A 16,390-nucleotide genomic window follows, 5' to 3' on the forward strand; every position below is an offset into this window, starting at 1 on the left:
CCCTCATGCGGTCACCCCTTCTCTGCTTGCTTTGGCATCTGCATTCGCTTGCTCATGGACACTTTTTTCCGTTTGAGCCTTATCCGTTAGCAGCCATATGGCAACAGCATTTCCATTATATCGAAGCTGTTCTGCTTGCTTCTCCAGCTCCTCATTCCAATAGGAGGTAATCATGAGAACATCTCGCTCGCTATAGGCACTCAGAGCTTCTCGCTCCAGCATGTGATGGAATAGCTCTGTTCGTTCGATTTCAAGCTTTGCCATCTCCTCAAAAATACCAAGCAAATGCTCATGTCCCCCGCGCGGCTCGATATGTATGCTCTCCCGCATACCAACAATAGGCATATTAGATGCGAAGCCTACCTCCATTCCTTGCGAAATAACCGCTTCTGCTGCTCCGGCCGCCCATTCAATCCCTCTCTCAATAAGTGCTGAGTCGGTTACGCTTCGCCACATGCCTTCTGCATCATCTACGTTCAAATAAATCATCAGCCTGCGGTCAGCAGTAAAATCATATTGATGGACTTGAAGATTGCCTGTTTTTGCTGTTGCCTTCCAGTTTATCTGCTTATAGGTGTCTCCTGCTTGATAATCTCTGACCCCTGCAATAATGAAAGGATCGCTAATGATCCAGCGCCTGACGGATTGATCGCCTTGCCAACTGTGGTATGGCAGCTCATGAATAGGCACCTGTGCTGGCTTTGGATAGACGAGAAGCTCCCCTTGAAGCGGGATTTGAGCGGATATCGAGGATAACCCCAGTAAATCACCGCCAGTTAAGGTCACGGTTTGAAGCTTGTACCAGCCGCGCTTCGCACAGGTAATACGATGCTTTCGGGTGATTTTCGTATAAGGTGCAAGGCTGAAGAAGCTCTTATGATTCTGATAGAGCTGCCCGCTGCTAACCGAAAAATTATCTAGCTGTTGAAAGTGCAAATGCGTAGCTAGCTGAGATTCTACACGCAGCCAAGGAACAGGCAGCCATTTTGCATTGGACATCTCTTCTATGAGCTCTATCTGTTCGCCAGAATAGCAGGTCTTCGTAGTAAAACGACGCTCATAGTGGATACGACGCAGAACAAAACGTTGAAATATTTGGCCCTGCACGAATAAGATAGCTAACGCTGCAACAATAAACCAGAATAAAATCATCGTTAATGAACCGGTAAGCCGGCTTCCGCAGGCACCGCTGTTAATCGAATAATATCATCAATAATGGCATCCGCTTGATTTGCTGCTCGCTGCATGCCGCGTATCGCTAATCGATGTGCAAGAACAGGCTTGGCCATTGCCTTAACATCATCCGGCGTTACAAAATCACGGCCTCTTAATATGGCATGAACCTGACAAGCGCGCAAGAGCGCCTGACTTCCCCGCGGGCTAACGCCGACAGAAACCTCATCGCGCTTACGCGTCTGTTCAACGATTTGAAGCAAATAATAAAGGATATCATCCGTTACTCTAACCGAAGTATAGGCCTTCTGCGCTTGCGCAATGACGTCAATCCCTGCTACTGGCTCCAGCTGAGATAACGGATCATGCTCTTTAAAACGTTTTAAGAGCTGCAAGCCTTCTTCTGTCGTTGGATAGCCCATTTTAATTTTAAATAAGAAGCGATCGAGCTGTGCCTCTGGCAAAGGGAATGTTCCTTGATGCTCCACAGGGTTTTGAGTCGCAATAACCATAAAAGGTCGCTCCAAATGCTTCGTTTCTCCGTCGATGCTTATTTGACGTTCCTCCATGCATTCCAGCAAGCTTGATTGGGTACGCGGAGTTGCCCGGTTGATTTCATCAGCAAGCAGCAAATGAGTAAATAAAGGGCCTGCACGGAATTCGAATTCACTGATCTTCTGATTATAAAAATGAATGCCGCTCAAATCCGAAGGCAGCAAATCCGGCGTAAATTGTATTCTACGAAAATTCAGCGCAAGAGACTTCGCCAATGATTTTGCCAGCATGGTCTTTCCTGTTCCGGGCACATCCTCAAGAAGAACATGACCAGAAGTAATAAGTCCAATGAGCAATAAGTCAACAACTTCCTCTTTCCCTACAATTACACGACCAATATTGCCTCTGACCTGTTCAGCTAATTGCTTAATGACTTCAAAAGACATAGGGACAGCTCCTTAAATTAAGTTATAAAGCCTGTGCGATCACGCTGAAGCTTCTGCAGCTCACGCCAGCGAATCATGCGAATTCCTTCATCCTGCAAGGTTTGTTTAATTTCTGCATTACGGAACAGCTCCAGCTCCATTCCCCGCTTCAGCGGCTGGGCATGAAAGGCGTTCAGCTCGTCAGTTACAAGTGATGGATGGATGATGAGCTCGGTTACGCCAGGATGCAAGCTTTGCAGCAGCTGCTGCATATTAGCTTTTAATGAATCGAAGGTTTCGCCTTCCTGCAATTGGAACGGCAGTCCAACCAAATAATCAAGAATGACAACGCCCTTGGAATCAGCAAGCTGAGCAAGCTGCTTCGCTTGTTCGGCAAGCTCAGGTGGCGCTATCTGCCCGTTTTCTTCCAGCAAGTAGCGAGGAAGACGAAATGGCAAGCCATAGGAAGCGCATACATCTAGGACGATAGAAAGAAAATTGCGACCTGTTGCTAAGCCATATAAGCTCCCCATGTGATTATCAGCATGTGTGGGCTTCATCCCCATAGCCAAAGCCATTTCTATTTGCGCAATCAATTCCATTTTAACCTGCTCAGGATCCGCTTGCTGCTCAAATGTTTTACACTCCCTAGGGAAATAGTTCTCATTCGTTACAAGAGAGTCTGTATTTTGTTTGCGATTCACCGGTCCCCACCGATAAAGATCCCACTCGCTTGTAAAGGTAAAATGAACTCCAACGTCGAGCTGAGGGTGGCGCGCACTCCAAAGAGCTGCCTCTCTTGCCCAGCCGCAGGGCATCATAATAGTAGCTGAGCTGACGATCTGATCAAGCAGAAGCTGCTGGATGCCACTATTAACTGAATGACATAATCCATAATCGTCTGCATTTATCAGAAGGAGCTTCTCCCCTTCCTCATATCCAAGCGCTTTTGCTAAGCTCATACGTACTCATCCTCCCAATGATCATTGATCCAATTACAGCCAAACAACGATTGATCGATAATGTCGCAAAAAATATCTTCGCTATCTAAATTATCTCTTAAACGAACCGCAAAATGCAACGCCACATCCAGCAGTCGCAATTTCATCAGTGAAGGCAGCTTTATTAGCTCTTGCTCGGATAGCTGCAAAGAATCCTTGAAGCCTTTAATCAACTGCCGCAACTTGACTTGGAAATGTTGATCCCCCGGTTTAATTAAATCAACAACGATGACAGCAAGCTCCATTGCTCTTACGTCAATCGTAGTAAATTCAAAGTCGAGTACGCCAATAATGTCATTTCCATTCGAGACCGTATTGTTAAATACTAAGTCGCCGTGAATCCACTGCTTGGGCAATAGACTAAGCTGAGCGCATTCCAAAACAAGACTTTCCCTTTCTTTGTTAAGCGCGACAAAGCTTGCTCTTCTTTTTCTCAGCTCCTCTGATCGATCTGACATAGATAAAAAAGTAAGAGCATTCATCGAAGCATAGGTTTCTTCCAATAAATAATAAGGTGTATACAAGGGCTTCTGTGTTGGCTGAATTCGGCTTAATGCTCGGATAAGCTCAGCAGCAGTATGACCCAAAGCATAAACATGAGCAGGATTAGATATCGATGGCCTATTACCTTCAATATATCGAAAAAGTGACGACAGTGTTCCATCATCCGCTATGCTAACGGTATCTCCGCTTCTATTGCTAACAGGAATTGGAACTTGAAAGGAGAGCTGCTGCTCATTCAATTGCTTCAGCACCTCATGCTCAAGTCTGACTATTTCCGCATCTTTATGATTATTATAAATGCGCAGTACATATTTCTGCTCGCCTGAAGTAATGATGCGCGTAGTATTATTCATTCCACTTTCTCGGTTCTCTACCTCACAGGGCAGATCCAATCTATATTCTTTCAAATATTTCGTGAAATCGATCGTATCATTCAAATCGAATGCTCCCTCCTATTCTGCATGCAGCAATCGACTCAATCGCTTGCCTAGCTGATCCTGCCAACTGGCTGCCAGCTCTTCTACCTCTAGCAGCTCGCGAATACCGCTTAGGTCATCTTTATCGATATACATAATTCGATTTGCTTCTGAGATGGTTTTGCCAGCCGGATGTCTATGTATAACAGTAAATGTTGTTCCCGTCTTAATATTTCCCGCTTGCAGCACTCGGAAATAAAATCCGGTATATCCCTTTTGTTGAACATGAACCGGCAGCTCTGGCAGTTCATGTCTTAAACCAAGCTTATAGCAGGGCTGCCTCGGCTGACTTACCTGGAGAATAATTTCGCCAGCTTGCACAATATCGCCTATACATAAGTCGTCCTCTGTCCAGCTCGACAAGGTGAAGTTTTCACCGAAGGCTCCGTATTCAAATGATTTCTCCAGTTGTTCTCGCCAATAGGTGTAACGCTTCTCGAAATAGACACATACGGCTTTATCAGGGCCTCCATGATGTACCAAGTCTCCCTGTCCATCTCCATCCAGACCAGTCAGGCTAAGAGCATGCTTCACTTGTGAAGGCTGCTTGAAAATACCGGATAATACTTCTTTCGAGCCGTGCGCAATCGCTACCGGCTTTCCAACATTAAGTGATATAAGTTTCGCCGTCTCATTATGCTGCAACATGATTGCATAATCCTCCTAAACGTTTCTCGTATTCGACTATTATAATCGGGATAGGGAGAAGTTGGCAAAGACATTTAATCACATTAATAATTAATATAGTTACATATATAATTTAAATGGCATTCGACACTTTTTACTGCACCGTATTCCATCTCATGTCGAAAAGCTCTTGATTGTGTAGCTTATTGCGCTTCCCCGGGAAATGTTTTCGAAATAGTTTGAATATTTCCTACAATTGACTGAATTTATTTCCCGAATTATAATGCGATTATTTAATGAATAGAGACTATCGCTTGCATCAAGGTGAAACGGCTGTCGCCGTCCTTTGGCGGCGCTGCGCGTTTCATTTCGGAGAAATATAGAGAAAGCATGGCGAAAGGATATACTTTCCTATATTTCAAAAAAAGCTGTCTCTTCAGGCGATTCGCCTTCTGAGACAGCTTCGACTAACTGCTTACAGTTCATTATGCTTGCACGAGGATCGGCTTAGGCTCCACTAGATGAATAACCTCCTCCTGCAGCTCAATAATATCAAATGGTTTCATAAAGCAATCGCTAATACCGAGTTTTTCGGCCTCTTCTAGTTGGGCAGGATCAGCATATCCGGTAATTAAAATAACAGGTACCGCCTGCGACAATTCCCTTAGATCACGCAATATCTCGATTCCATCTCTATCCGGCATTTTCAAATCAAGCAGCACGCAATTCGGCATCTCCTGTTGAAACAGCTCCAATGCTTGAGCCCCATTCGCTGCTTCAAAAACGTTAAAGCCAAGAGACGTGAACAATTCGTTGAGCATAGACCGCAAGGAAGTATTGTCATCAACGACCAAAATGGTATAGTTTTTTTCTCGCACTGATTGATAATTTGTTGAGCTAGATTCACTTGCATTTTTACGCGTCCGCGTCATTATGCGTTGGGTTGATAAAGTACTCGTTGGCACAATCGGAGCATGCGCATCGGATAGCTGCTGAGCTTTTTTCACTGTTCGCTGATAGTAGAGCACAAACAATAAGGCAATAAGAAGGGCAGCGGCGATAAGTATGTAGAAGAAAATCAATATGTCGTCTCCTTAAAGCTTTGCAGCGTACAGCAGCTTAGCAGAAAATAGATTAGTAGCATACTAGTCGTTAATAATCATTACACCTAAAGGCCCGTCGTCATTAATAATATCTTGAAGCTCGTAGACCGAAATAGGAAAATACAGAAAACCATACACATACGCTGCCAGTTCATATAGTTGGAAATATACAACGAGCGAACGATCTGCAACATAATAATCCTGATCAGGCCGAATTTTCTGAAAGGGCTCCAATGTATCGATTTTTCTTGTCTTGATCTGAGCACTAACATTTGCGCTTATCCGGCCAACATAATCCGAGCCCGGCTTGAATAGCTGCGCCAATGTGTAAGTTTGTCCAGTCGACTGCTTGAAGGTAAGCGATTGCTGCAGAGTCAATCCATGTGCTCCGCCCGTATACGCATAGTTAAATAACGATAGGCTGAGATAGTCCTTTTGATTTGTCTTTTGTTCAAAATACCCGAGCATCTGCGCTCTAGGATCGTCCAAAGAGCCTTGACTGTGTACAAGCTTCTGCACGGACTGATGAATCGTATCATTTATTTTCTTGTCCGCAGCCTCGCTTTTGCCTCCGCTAATATAAGGCAATGAAAGCTCTGCTTTTGGAAAAGCAGCCTTGGCGGTTTGAATAACGACAGGCGGTTGAAATGACATATCGAGGACACCTTCCTATTACGCAAGATGCTCCATTGTATGCAAGGTACGGCTCATTTCATACCAAATGATCCCGCCATGCGACGAGCTCGAAACGCCGTGCAGCTGAAAGTTCTCCGCCATGTAAAATGGAATAAGATGCTCCTCGCACATTAAAATAATTTTTTCAACTCCCGATGACTCGCACTGCTCAATTAGTTTATGGAGCAATAATCTGCCAAACCCTTTCCTTCGCTTATCCGCAGCAACCGCTACAGTTAGAATGCAAAAGTTTTTGCCTTGCGGTGCATCGGCCTGCGTTCCCTTCATCTCATCCCCACAGGAGCTCTGAGAGGTTCGTATACCGTTTGTAATGCCTACCATCTGCTCACCATGCCATAGCGACCAGAAGTATGCGTGATAGTGCTCATAGCGGAACTGAAAGCCTGACAGTGAAGCGGCAGCCTCCGGTGAATAACAGCTTTGCTCGAGTGAAATGGCCGTTTCGAGCTCATCCTTCGCAATCAACCGCAGCTTAAGCTCGCTCACAGCAGCAACTTTTCCCTTGCTGTGAGTTTTCTGCCCGTAACATCAAGCACGAGCTTCCCGTTTTTCAAGCCGAGTATCCGATCGGCAAAACGTTCAGCCCAATCACCCTGATGCATAATCGCAATAACGATTACACCTTGCTCCTTGCACAGCGCTTTCAAATCCGTCAACACCAGGTCAGCGGTATGTGGATCAAGCCCCGCTATGGGTTCATCAGCAGCAATGACCTTTGCGCCATGCACAAGCGCCCTAGCGATCGCCATACGCTGACGTTCCCCTCCGCTAAGCGTGCTTGCTTTCTGATGTGCCTTATCGATGAGGCCGCGTTTTTCAATCATATCCATTGCGCCCATATAATCATCATTGCGGACCATGCCTGTCCACCTGCGCCAAGCTGGCGTTTGCGTGACCGATCCGATAATAACATTTTTAAGTCCCGTCTTGTTTGGAAACAAAAAAGGCTTTTCTTCCACATAGGCAACCTGTTGCTTTACTTTAAGCTTTGCAGAGAATCCTTGCTTAAAGACGTCCTTGCCATCGAATATGTAAGAGCCCTCCGTCCACTTTTCCTGTAAAGCAAGGCAGCGCAGCAGCATCGACTTGCCGCTTCCGCTTTCGCCTTTTATAGCGACAAAGTCTCCTGGATAAACCTCAAAGCTAATATCGTCAAGCACCTTTGGTCCACCTGGAATACGTTTGGATAAATTCTTTATTCTGATCATTTTCCCGCTCTCCTTCTGTTTGCAGCAACTGCTTCTATGAATCTAGTTTACGTTAAACAAAAAACAGTTTCCATACGAACAAATGTTTGCTATAATAAAAAACAAGAACAAACGTTCTATTGATCGTCTAATTCAACCTTTTGGAGGAGGCCTGATCACCATGAATAACATCTGCGAAAATTTCCGTTATGTAGAGAGTGGACGTCCTGAACGCGACCTAACCTTTAAGTTTTACGCCGATGGACGGCTAATCATTATTGACAATGTAGCAGAGGAGGTGATCACCCCGAACGATTTGAAAGGTGCCAGTAAAGATTTTTATGTTCGCAGGCGAATCGCCTTTATTAAAAATCAATTAATAGCCTCACAGCTTAAATATGCCTGATCAACAAGTCAAGGAGAGCCAGCAAGCTGCAGGCTCTCCTTAACGATGTTCAATCTTTAATGTCCTTAAGGAAGCTGTTTGTTAATTCCATTTAAACTAGGTGGACGCGTTGCCATCTTATCGATTTTAAGCTTCCCCGCATGCCCTCGATGGCCTGCTCGAGTACGATTATCGCTTTTACTGATATTATTAGTAGCCAATTCAATCACCTCCACTATCATTATGCCGATTTTTATGGATAACTATGTAAAAAAAGCTTTAACAATCGCGATTTATTGACTCCCCCCCTCCAATTGCGGTAGATTGGTCATACAGTTTCAACTTCCGCAAAGGAGAGTTTATATGAAGCAACAAATTATGTTTGACCTGGATGATACGCTAATTCACTGTAACAAATATTTTTATTTGGTCATTGATCAATTCATTGATTCGATGACTACTTGGTTTGGCAGCTCTCCTCTAGTCAGCGTGCAAGCTATCCGAGATAAGCAAATGGAAATCGATATTGCTGGAGTTGCCGTATTTGGTTTTAAGAGCGAGCATTTCCCCCAGTCCTTTGTAGATACCTATATTCATTTTTCGTATCTGACGGGACGCAAGCGCTCTACAGTGGAAGAAAATTTTTTATGGAAGCTTGGCTTGAGCGTTTACGAGCATGACACAGAGCCTTACCCCAATATGGAGCAAACATTGTTCTCATTAGCCGAAGCTGGACATGAGCTGCATCTGTATACGGGCGGCGAGCAGCCTATTCAGCGCCGGAAGATTGAAAAGATGAACTTAGAGCGTTATTTTGAATCTCGCATTTATATTCGCCGACTGAAAAATAGCGATGCATTGGAAAGCATCTTAACCAATGGCCTCTTTGATCGGAGCAGCACTTGGATGGTCGGCAACTCGATTCGCACAGATGTCGTTCCTGCACTAACGGCTGGGATTCATGCCATTCATATGCGTGCTGTAGCCGAATGGGAATTTAACGTTGTCCAAATCGAGGTTGAGCCAAAAGGGGCGTTCCTAACACTGGATCACCTGAAGGATGTGCCAGACGCGATTCATGGTTACGTCTTCCGCTGAACCTATATACTCAAACAAATAGACCGTAATTTGCCTCTACGAATGAGGTAAATTACGGTCTATTTCAAATATAGGAAAGTATAAGTTTCACCTTAGCTTCATTTAATTCATATTCATCTATAACTGTTCAATTGCCAATTCGCCTGTATCTAGATTTCGAATGACAATTCTGCCGTCTACTGGCGTACCGTCCTCTAGTTCAAGCTTCAGCTTCGCCGTCTTCCCTTTCTCAACCAGCGCTTTGATCTGAGAATCAGTTAAGCTTCGTCCGCAGCTCTGCTTCCAAATTACAAATTTACAGCCCTCTTTGTAGTGTGAGCAGCCATAGCCTTTACGTCCCATAAAAATTGAGCCTCCGCAGCCAGGACGCGGACATGCCGTTATGATGAGCGGACCGCCGTCAGCCGCTTGTTTAGGCTTCGCAGAGCTCTTCTGAGCTGCTTCTCCAGTTTTAGCTTTGGGTGCACGTGTGCGTGTCCCGGGTGCCGACTTCCCAGCAGAGCCTCTGCTGGGAGCAGACGCTTCGCTTTCAAAGGATGTTTTAGCCGCTCGGGATTGTATCTTGACCTTATCAACGATCATCGTCGCAAACTTTTTCACATTATCCATGAATTGTCCGTCTGAAGCGGTACCTCTTGAAATTTCAGTCAGCCGTTTCTCCCATAATCCGGTCATTTCTGGTGAAGTTAGCAAATCAATTCCAGCCCCTCGAATGAGCTCGATAGCGGTTCGGCCTTTTTGGGTTACTAGAATTTTTTTACCCTGCATATCGACATAGCCGACATTTTTCAATCGCTCAATCGTAGCTGCACGTGTAGCTGGCGTACCCAGACCGGAATCCTTCATCGCATCCCGAACGTCCTCGTCCTCGATTTGCTTACCTGCGCTTTCCATCGCTTTGAGCAGCGTTCCTTCTGTATAATGCTTAGGCGGCTGAGTATCCTTTTCCTTCACAATGGCATCCGAGCACATAACGCTCTCTTCTGCTGAAATGGTGAAAGGCTCGTTTACTTCAACCTCTTCTTCCTCTGCATCCTCTTTATCCTTGCCTTTAGCCGTCGCTCTCGCTTTTTCCTTCTTCTGATCTGCATAAATCACCTTCCAGCCTAAGCTCAGCAGCTCCTTCACCGTTGTTTTGAACATCTCGTTCTCCACTTCAGTTAGAACTGTATGCACTTTATATTCAGCCGCTGGATAAAATTGCGATAGAAAACGTCTTACAATAAGGTCGTAGAGCTTCTGCTCATCGGGACTCAAATTGTTCGCTTTACGATTCGTCGGCAAAATCGCATGATGATCCTCTACCTTAGAAGGATTGCAAATAAACTTATTTCCCTTATGCACAAGAGCGCGATTTGCACCCTTTACAAGCTCATCGTAGCTTGTCCCCTGCAGCGCATTTAACGTTTTATGCATCTCTGGAATATTTTGCTCTGTGACGTAATTGGAATTCGTCCTCGGATAAGAGATGACCTTATGCTTCTCATACAATGCCTGCGCTGTGTCTAATGTCTTCTTTGCAGAAAATGCATATTTTCCGTTCGCTTCCCGCTGCAGCAAGGTAAGGTCATAGAGCTTGAAGGGATACTCCTTCGTCTCTTTAACCTCATAGGACGCAATACGTCCCTGCTTGCCTTTAACTTTAGCTGCAAGTGCATCTGCCTTTACTTGGTCGGTCATTCGCTCGCCCTGCCACATCGCTTTGTAGGTCAGCTCATTTTGAGTAAAATAGCCTTCAAGTTCAAAAAATTTCAAAGAAGAAAACGCCTCAATCAGCTTCTGGCGATCATAGATAAGTGCGAGAACAGGCGTCTGTACTCTTCCAACCGATAGCAGAACATTATGTTTTGTCGTAAAAGCACGAGAGCCATTCATCCCAATCAGCCAATCCGCCTCGCTTCTTGCAGTGGCGGCACGAGTCAAATTCTCATACTCTGCCCCCTCCTTCAATTCTGCGAATCCTCTGCGGATCGTCTCCGGCGTTAGATCTGATATCCACAGCCGCTTTACCGGCTGGCTAAGCTTTAAGTGCCTCTGAATCAAAGAGAAAATATATTGCCCTTCCCGTCCCGCATCGCATGAATTGACGAGCAAATTGCTTCGCTTCGCTAAATCACCAATCACTTTAAGCTGATCGATCGTTTTTTTATTGGGCACTAGCTTGAATTGTGATGGAATGATCGGAAGATCATTAATATTCCATTTCTTATATCGATCGTCGTAAGCATCAGGCTCTGCAAGCCCAATTAAATGCCCAATCGCCCAGGTTATAATATATTGTTCGCCTTCAATGTAGGAACGGTGATTTTTTGCTTTGGGATCGATTGCGGCCGCTATATTTCTTCCCATATCAGGTTTTTCCGCAATGATTAGAGTCTTCAAAAGATAATCGCTCCTTCATTTTTTGCATTTCGCAAGCGGGACGACCCACGCTGTCTCAAACCAGCATTAGCCCACCTCGCACTGTAGTAACTCTAAACATTTTACAGATTTCTCGTTCAAAAAGGAATCCTTTTTGTCGTTTCTGCACGTAGTTATTTAAAAAAAACAAAACCCAACGGGACGCTTGTCCGCATTGAGTTCTGCGCTTTACACCTGTATTACTGCGCTTTAGTTGATTGTTTATATCATTAAATATTTTGAATAATAGCTGTTATTCTACAGAAGAAGGAGACTCTAAGTATGCGACAATCGCAGTGAAAATAGACCGTACGCCGTCTGACCAATTAGGGTCCTCTGCATATTTTCGATTAATCCATGTGAATGGATCAACTTCTGCTGGCCGGTCCTTGCTTAGATTGAACACAGTTCTTGCCGCAATTTCGGCTGATTGTCCAATGTTCGTATTGAAATCCTGCCAGCTATGAAAAACATTAAATGGATTGTTCGCAATTTCTTTATGCTGCTTATTTGTCTTCGGTACAAACCCCTGCTCTTGTCCTGTAATAGCAAACAGGATAACTGGATGTATGTCAAATGTCTCAGCTGCAGCTACGATAGCATCAAAGTAAGGCTGCTCAGCCAGTATTGATGATTTTTTGTTCAAATAGTCAATGAGACGCGCTTGATTAATGCTGCGGTAACGAAGTTCCACAGGTAAACCGACTTCCTTCGCAATCAACTGCGGAGCATGCTCCGTAACGACCGTTGGCTGAAGCTTGCCGCTTAGCGAGGGCTTACTCAATGACCAGCCATATAATAAAGACGCGCTGATTAAGAATGCACTTAAAAGAGCATATACAAAAGCACGTATGTGGAGTCGTCGTGATAAAGGCATTCCCATAGGTACAATTGGGAGAGTGATGACATCCCCAGCAGACTTAAATGATGGTTCGTTCATAATTTCGACGCCTTCAGCGATCAGCATGCTCTTCAGCTGCGCTAGAAGACCACTTTGCGCTTCCCTAACCATTAAATCGCATTGTCCCATGGTCTGGAACAGCTCGTCCATTACACGCTGCATGACAGCCTTCGTACAGGTCATGCTTAGCTGCAGCTCAATCCATTTATGCAACGGCTCGTAAAGCTCTGGCACTGATCGGTCAAGCGATAGACACACGCGGAAAATATCCTCCGCTCTTACTGGTCCTTGCCGCTCTAAGACAGCAGTTCGAATTAAGATTTCTGTGACGGATCGTTTGATGCTGCTCTCGAAATTCGGCAGTTGCTTATGTATGATACGTTTAACGGCATCTGCGACAATTGCCGCACGCTTCTCCTGCGGCATCGCAGCGTATTTGTGCTGTACATAGCTTCGAATGTTCCGCACATCGGTCGGTGACAGTACATATGCTTCATCAGCTGGCATGACGAATCGCCCCTTCGCGTCATCTCAAACCGATTTTACCACAAGTTTCCTCATGATGGTGAACTAAGTTTTTGAATTTCAGCTTGAATGGCGGGCTGAAGGCTTGAAACCTCAGCTCAGTACACAGCAAGAAAAGCGCCCAAAGGCGCTTCTCTGAAAATCTATTTATTTTCGTTCTTTTCCCGCTGATTCAGCTAAAACCTTATGGCAGCATCGATGAACCCATCAAGTACTTATCTACTTCACGAGCAGCCTCGCGTCCTTCATTAATTGCCCATACAACTAAGCTTTGGCCACGACGCATATCGCCCGCTGCAAACACTTTGTCAACGTTGGTTGTATATTTGCCATATCTTGCTTTCACGTTCGTACGGCGATCTTGAGCAAGTCCAAGCTGTTCGATCAATGTTGTTTCTGGGCCTTCAAAGCCAACAGCGATGAAAACAAGATCCGCCGGCCATACTTTTTCAGTTCCAGGAATTTCAGTATATATTTTACGTCCAGTCTCATCAACTGTCCGTTCAATTTGAACTGTGTGAAGCTCCTTCAGATTTCCATTGCCGTCACCAACAAACTTCTTTGTCAAGACGGAGAAAGCCCGTGGATCTTCGCCAAAAAGTGCTTTCGCTTCTTCCTGAGCATAATCGAGCGTATATACATTCGGAAATTGAGGCCAAGGATTGCTCGTATTGTCGCGCTCTAGAGGTGCCTTCGCATGCGTACCGAATTGAGTAACCGACTTGCAGCCGTGACGCAATGCTGTAGCTACGCAGTCCGTACCTGTATCGCCGCCGCCGATAACGATGACATCCTTGTCTTTCGCCGAAATATATTTGCCGTCCTCGAGATTGGAATCGAGATAGCTCTTGATCGTACCATTCAAATAATCCATTGCGAGGTGTACACCGTTTAAATTACGGCCTTCCATTTCCACTTCACGCGCTCTAGTTGAACCGCCGCAAAGAACGACAGCATCAAAATTTTCCACGAGCTCGTTAGCCGTAATATCTTTGCCGATCTCCGTATTCGTTACAAACTCAATGCCCTCTGCCGTCATAATATCGACACGACGCTGTACGACATGCTTCTCCAGCTTCATGGTTGGAATACCGTAGGTTAGCAAGCCGCCAATGCGGTCAGCACGCTCATAGACCGTAACCGTATGTCCAGCTTTGTTAAGCTGAGCAGCAGTGGCCATACCCGCAGGTCCAGAGCCTACTACAGCAATACGCTTGCCTGTACGTACCTTCGGAGGGTGCGGAACGACCCAGCCCTCATCAAAACCACGATCGATGATTGCTTGTTCAATTGTTTTGATCGTAACCGCATCGCCAATCAAGCCTACAGTACAAGATCCTTCACAAGGTGCGGGACATACGCGGCCTGTGAACTCAGGAAAGTTATTCGTTTTATGCAGACGTTCAAGCGCCTCGCGCCACAGACCGCGATAAATCAAGTTATTCCATTCTGGAATTAAATTGTTTACCGGACAACCAGAAACGGAGCCTGAAAGCTCAATTCCTGTATGGCAATACGGAGTACCGCAATCCATGCAGCGTGCTCCTTGTGTTTTTAGCTGCTCATCCGAAAAATGCTTGTGAAACTCTTGCCAGTCTTTTATGCGCTCAAGCGGGTCGCGATCGGCCGGCAGTTCACGTTGATATTCCATAAATCCAGTAGGTGTAGACATGACCGCATTCCTCCATCCGTATTCCCCGTTAGCTAGTCATCAAACGACATCGGGAATCCATTGAATATTTATTTACAAAACTTCTCGAAAATAAAAGTTTGTTTATAGCACTCGATTACTATTTTTAAATATCCTAGCATTCAAGTGGCAATATCGTTAATGGATTATCCATACAATCATTTGCACTATATGACATATCGTTCGCTAACTGTTCAATACGAGCCCAAAAATCTACAAAATACGCCGGTTAAATGTTTGAAACGTAAAGGCGTACGCATTTTTCTCATCACTGTCCCGATGCTCGGTTTCCACAAGCTTCCACTCCAAATCAGAGAATACTGGAAAAAAAGCGTCGCCTCCCTCAATGTGAGCTTCGACTTCCGTTAGGTATATGATATCAGCAAAAGGAAGGAACTGTGCATAAATATCTGCACCGCCTATGACGACCAATTCCTCCGTTTTAGCAAGCTCAAGCGCAGCCTCAAGCGAGTGTACAATTTCGCAGCCTTCAGGCTTAAAATCCGGTTGACGCGTCAGGACGACATTCCGACGGTCCTTCAACGGCTTTGGCAGCGATTGAAACGTTTTGCGGCCCATGAGTACCGTTTTCCCTAACGTCTTTTGCTTGAAAAATGCCATTTCCGCAGGCAGCCGCCAAGGTAATTTGTTCTCTATTCCTATCGTACGATTGAGATCCATTGCTGCTATTAACGTAATTGACATGATCTAAATCACCTTTCTATGCGCAAGCTGCCGTCACTAAACCGCCACTGGCGCTTTAATCGATGGGTGAGGCTCATACTGCTCGATCGTAATATCCTCAGCTGCAAAATCAAAAATTGATTTTTTGTCGGCATTTAGCCTCAATGCGGGCAAAGCTCTCGGCTCACGGCTTAGCTGCAAGTCAATTTGCTCCAAATGATTCGTATAAATATGTGCATCGCCAAGCGTATGGATGAATTCACCGACTTCAAGTCCACATTCATGAGCAATTAAATGAGTCAGTAAGGCGTAGCTGGCGATATTAAATGGAATACCAAGAAATATATCAGCGCTTCGCTGATAGAGCTGACAGGACAGCTTGCCATTCGTCACATAAAATTGAAACATCGTGTGACATGGCGGCAAAGCCATATTTGTCGGCACATCTTCCGGATTCCACGCAGATACAATCAACCTTCTCGAATCCGGGTTTGTCTTGATCGTCTCAATGACATCCTTCAGTTGATCAATGGTATCACCTTGCGTCGTCTTCCATTCCCGCCACTGCTTGCCATATACGTTGCCAAGCTCGCCAAATGCCTCTGCGAATTGATCATCCGTAAGGATAAGCTGCTTGAACTGCTCCATTTGCGCCTCGTACTCCTTGGCAAAGTCTGCATCTGTTTGTATACGCAGCCCAAAGTTCGTCATGTCTGGCCCTTTATAGTCAGAGCTTTCTATCCATCTCTTGAAGGCCCATTCATTCCAAATATTATTATTGTGCTGAAGAAGATATCTTATGTTCGTATCTCCTTGAATAAACCAGATCAATTCGCTGACAATTAAGCGAAAAGGGACTCGTTTTGTCGTAAGCAGTGGAAAACCTTCGTTAAGATCAAATCGCATTTGATAACCAAAGGTCGAAATTGTTCCCGTCCCCGTACGATCCTCTTTCCTAGTCCCATGCTCTAAAACGTATTTTAACAGCTGCAAATAGGCCTGCTCGTTATTACTCACTTG

General features: G+C 45.1%; 16 protein-coding genes. 2 read left to right on the top strand and 14 right to left on the bottom strand.

Annotated elements, in window-relative coordinates:
- Positions 1–3: 3 nt before the first annotated feature.
- The 9 genes from MHI37_RS16600 to MHI37_RS16640 all read right to left on the bottom strand — a co-directional run bounded on the left by MHI37_RS16600 (position 4) and on the right by MHI37_RS16640 (position 7,708).
- The gene (locus MHI37_RS16600; protein ID WP_076334679.1) at positions 4–1,152 is read right to left on the bottom strand and encodes a DUF58 domain-containing protein; all 1,149 of its coding nucleotides are present in this window, start codon (positions 1,150–1,152) and stop codon (positions 4–6) included.
- A gap of 2 nt (positions 1,153–1,154) precedes the next feature.
- Positions 1,155–2,114, bottom strand: coding sequence for a MoxR family ATPase (locus MHI37_RS16605; RefSeq protein WP_076334678.1), 960 nt, complete (start codon positions 2,112–2,114; stop codon positions 1,155–1,157).
- Between the two features lie 17 nt (positions 2,115–2,131).
- The gene (locus tag MHI37_RS16610; protein WP_076334677.1) at positions 2,132–3,055 is read right to left on the bottom strand and encodes a polysaccharide deacetylase family protein; all 924 of its coding nucleotides are present in this window, start codon (positions 3,053–3,055) and stop codon (positions 2,132–2,134) included.
- A complete protein-coding gene (locus tag MHI37_RS16615; protein ID WP_076334676.1) occupies positions 3,052–4,035 on the bottom strand; it encodes a phosphotransferase in 984 nt (327 codons plus the stop codon). Before MHI37_RS16615 ends, MHI37_RS16610 begins: the two co-directional genes overlap by 4 nt.
- Positions 4,036–4,050: 15 nt before the next feature.
- Positions 4,051–4,722: an MOSC domain-containing protein gene (locus MHI37_RS16620; RefSeq protein WP_076334675.1), complete on the bottom strand. Its 672-nt coding sequence runs from the start codon at positions 4,720–4,722 to the stop codon at positions 4,051–4,053.
- A 464-nt stretch (positions 4,723–5,186) separates the two neighbouring features.
- The gene (locus MHI37_RS16625) at positions 5,187–5,783 is read right to left on the bottom strand and encodes a response regulator (RefSeq protein ID WP_083676015.1); all 597 of its coding nucleotides are present in this window, start codon (positions 5,781–5,783) and stop codon (positions 5,187–5,189) included.
- Positions 5,784–5,846: 63 nt separating this feature from the next.
- On the bottom strand, positions 5,847–6,458 hold the full coding sequence (locus tag MHI37_RS16630; RefSeq protein WP_076334674.1) for a DUF3298 and DUF4163 domain-containing protein: 612 nt from the start codon (positions 6,456–6,458) through the stop codon (positions 5,847–5,849).
- Positions 6,459–6,476: 18 nt separating this feature from the next.
- Entirely contained in the window at positions 6,477–6,986 is a 510-nt protein-coding gene (locus tag MHI37_RS16635; protein WP_076334673.1) for a GNAT family N-acetyltransferase, read from the bottom strand.
- A complete protein-coding gene (locus MHI37_RS16640) occupies positions 6,983–7,708 on the bottom strand; it encodes an ATP-binding cassette domain-containing protein (RefSeq protein WP_076334672.1) in 726 nt (241 codons plus the stop codon). The genes MHI37_RS16635 and MHI37_RS16640 overlap by 4 nt, the downstream gene beginning before the upstream one ends.
- A 160-nt stretch (positions 7,709–7,868) precedes the next feature.
- Here MHI37_RS16640 and MHI37_RS16645 point away from each other — a divergent pair, with 160 nt between their 5' ends.
- Both MHI37_RS16645 and MHI37_RS16650 read left to right on the top strand, forming a co-directional pair.
- Positions 7,869–8,093 carry a hypothetical protein gene (locus MHI37_RS16645; RefSeq protein WP_076334671.1) on the top strand — a complete coding sequence of 75 codons (225 nt, stop codon included), beginning with the start codon at positions 7,869–7,871 and terminating at the stop codon, positions 8,091–8,093.
- Between the two features lie 342 nt (positions 8,094–8,435).
- A complete protein-coding gene (locus MHI37_RS16650; RefSeq protein WP_076334670.1) occupies positions 8,436–9,170 on the top strand; it encodes an HAD hydrolase-like protein in 735 nt (244 codons plus the stop codon).
- 117 nt (positions 9,171–9,287) lie between these two features.
- Here MHI37_RS16650 and MHI37_RS16655 read toward each other — a convergent pair whose 3' ends face one another.
- The 5 genes from MHI37_RS16655 to MHI37_RS16675 form a co-directional block, all read right to left on the bottom strand.
- Positions 9,288–11,552, bottom strand: a complete 2,265-nt coding sequence (locus MHI37_RS16655; RefSeq protein WP_076334669.1) for a type IA DNA topoisomerase — start codon at positions 11,550–11,552, stop codon at positions 9,288–9,290.
- 271 nt (positions 11,553–11,823) lie between these two features.
- The gene (locus tag MHI37_RS16660) at positions 11,824–12,978 is read right to left on the bottom strand and encodes a hypothetical protein (protein WP_076334668.1); all 1,155 of its coding nucleotides are present in this window, start codon (positions 12,976–12,978) and stop codon (positions 11,824–11,826) included.
- A 202-nt stretch (positions 12,979–13,180) separates the two neighbouring features.
- Entirely contained in the window at positions 13,181–14,668 is a 1,488-nt protein-coding gene (locus MHI37_RS16665) for a glutamate synthase subunit beta (protein WP_076334667.1), read from the bottom strand.
- Positions 14,669–14,899: 231 nt separating this feature from the next.
- The gene (locus MHI37_RS16670) at positions 14,900–15,391 is read right to left on the bottom strand and encodes a dihydrofolate reductase (protein ID WP_076334666.1); all 492 of its coding nucleotides are present in this window, start codon (positions 15,389–15,391) and stop codon (positions 14,900–14,902) included.
- Between the two features lie 36 nt (positions 15,392–15,427).
- Complete coding sequence (locus tag MHI37_RS16675) at positions 15,428–16,387, bottom strand: thymidylate synthase (RefSeq protein WP_076334665.1); 960 nt, start codon at positions 16,385–16,387, stop codon at positions 15,428–15,430.
- Between the last annotated feature and the right edge of the window lie 3 nt (positions 16,388–16,390).

This window comes from Paenibacillus sp. FSL H8-0548, assembly GCF_038630985.1.
Lineage (GTDB): Bacteria > Bacillota > Bacilli > Paenibacillales > Paenibacillaceae > Pristimantibacillus.

Bases quoted from the DNA above. Each gene is read 5' to 3' on its own strand.
- MHI37_RS16620 (WP_076334675.1), bottom strand. From the start codon at position 4,722: ATGTTGCAGCATAATGAGACGGCGAAACTTATATCACTTAATGTTGGA.
- MHI37_RS16600 (WP_076334679.1), bottom strand. From the start codon at position 1,152: ATGATTTTATTCTGGTTTATTGTTGCAGCGTTAGCTATCTTATTCGTG.
- MHI37_RS16640 (WP_076334672.1), bottom strand. From the start codon at position 7,708: ATGATCAGAATAAAGAATTTATCCAAACGTATTCCAGGTGGACCAAAG.
- MHI37_RS16650 (WP_076334670.1), top strand. From the start codon at position 8,436: ATGAAGCAACAAATTATGTTTGACCTGGATGATACGCTAATTCACTGT.
- MHI37_RS16660 (WP_076334668.1), bottom strand. From the start codon at position 12,978: ATGCCAGCTGATGAAGCATATGTACTGTCACCGACCGATGTGCGGAAC.
- MHI37_RS16665 (WP_076334667.1), bottom strand. From the start codon at position 14,668: ATGTCTACACCTACTGGATTTATGGAATATCAACGTGAACTGCCGGCC.
- MHI37_RS16645 (WP_076334671.1), top strand. From the start codon at position 7,869: ATGAATAACATCTGCGAAAATTTCCGTTATGTAGAGAGTGGACGTCCT.
- MHI37_RS16630 (WP_076334674.1), bottom strand. From the start codon at position 6,458: ATGTCATTTCAACCGCCTGTCGTTATTCAAACCGCCAAGGCTGCTTTT.
- MHI37_RS16610 (WP_076334677.1), bottom strand. From the start codon at position 3,055: ATGAGCTTAGCAAAAGCGCTTGGATATGAGGAAGGGGAGAAGCTCCTT.
- MHI37_RS16670 (WP_076334666.1), bottom strand. From the start codon at position 15,391: ATGTCAATTACGTTAATAGCAGCAATGGATCTCAATCGTACGATAGGA.
- MHI37_RS16605 (WP_076334678.1), bottom strand. From the start codon at position 2,114: ATGTCTTTTGAAGTCATTAAGCAATTAGCTGAACAGGTCAGAGGCAAT.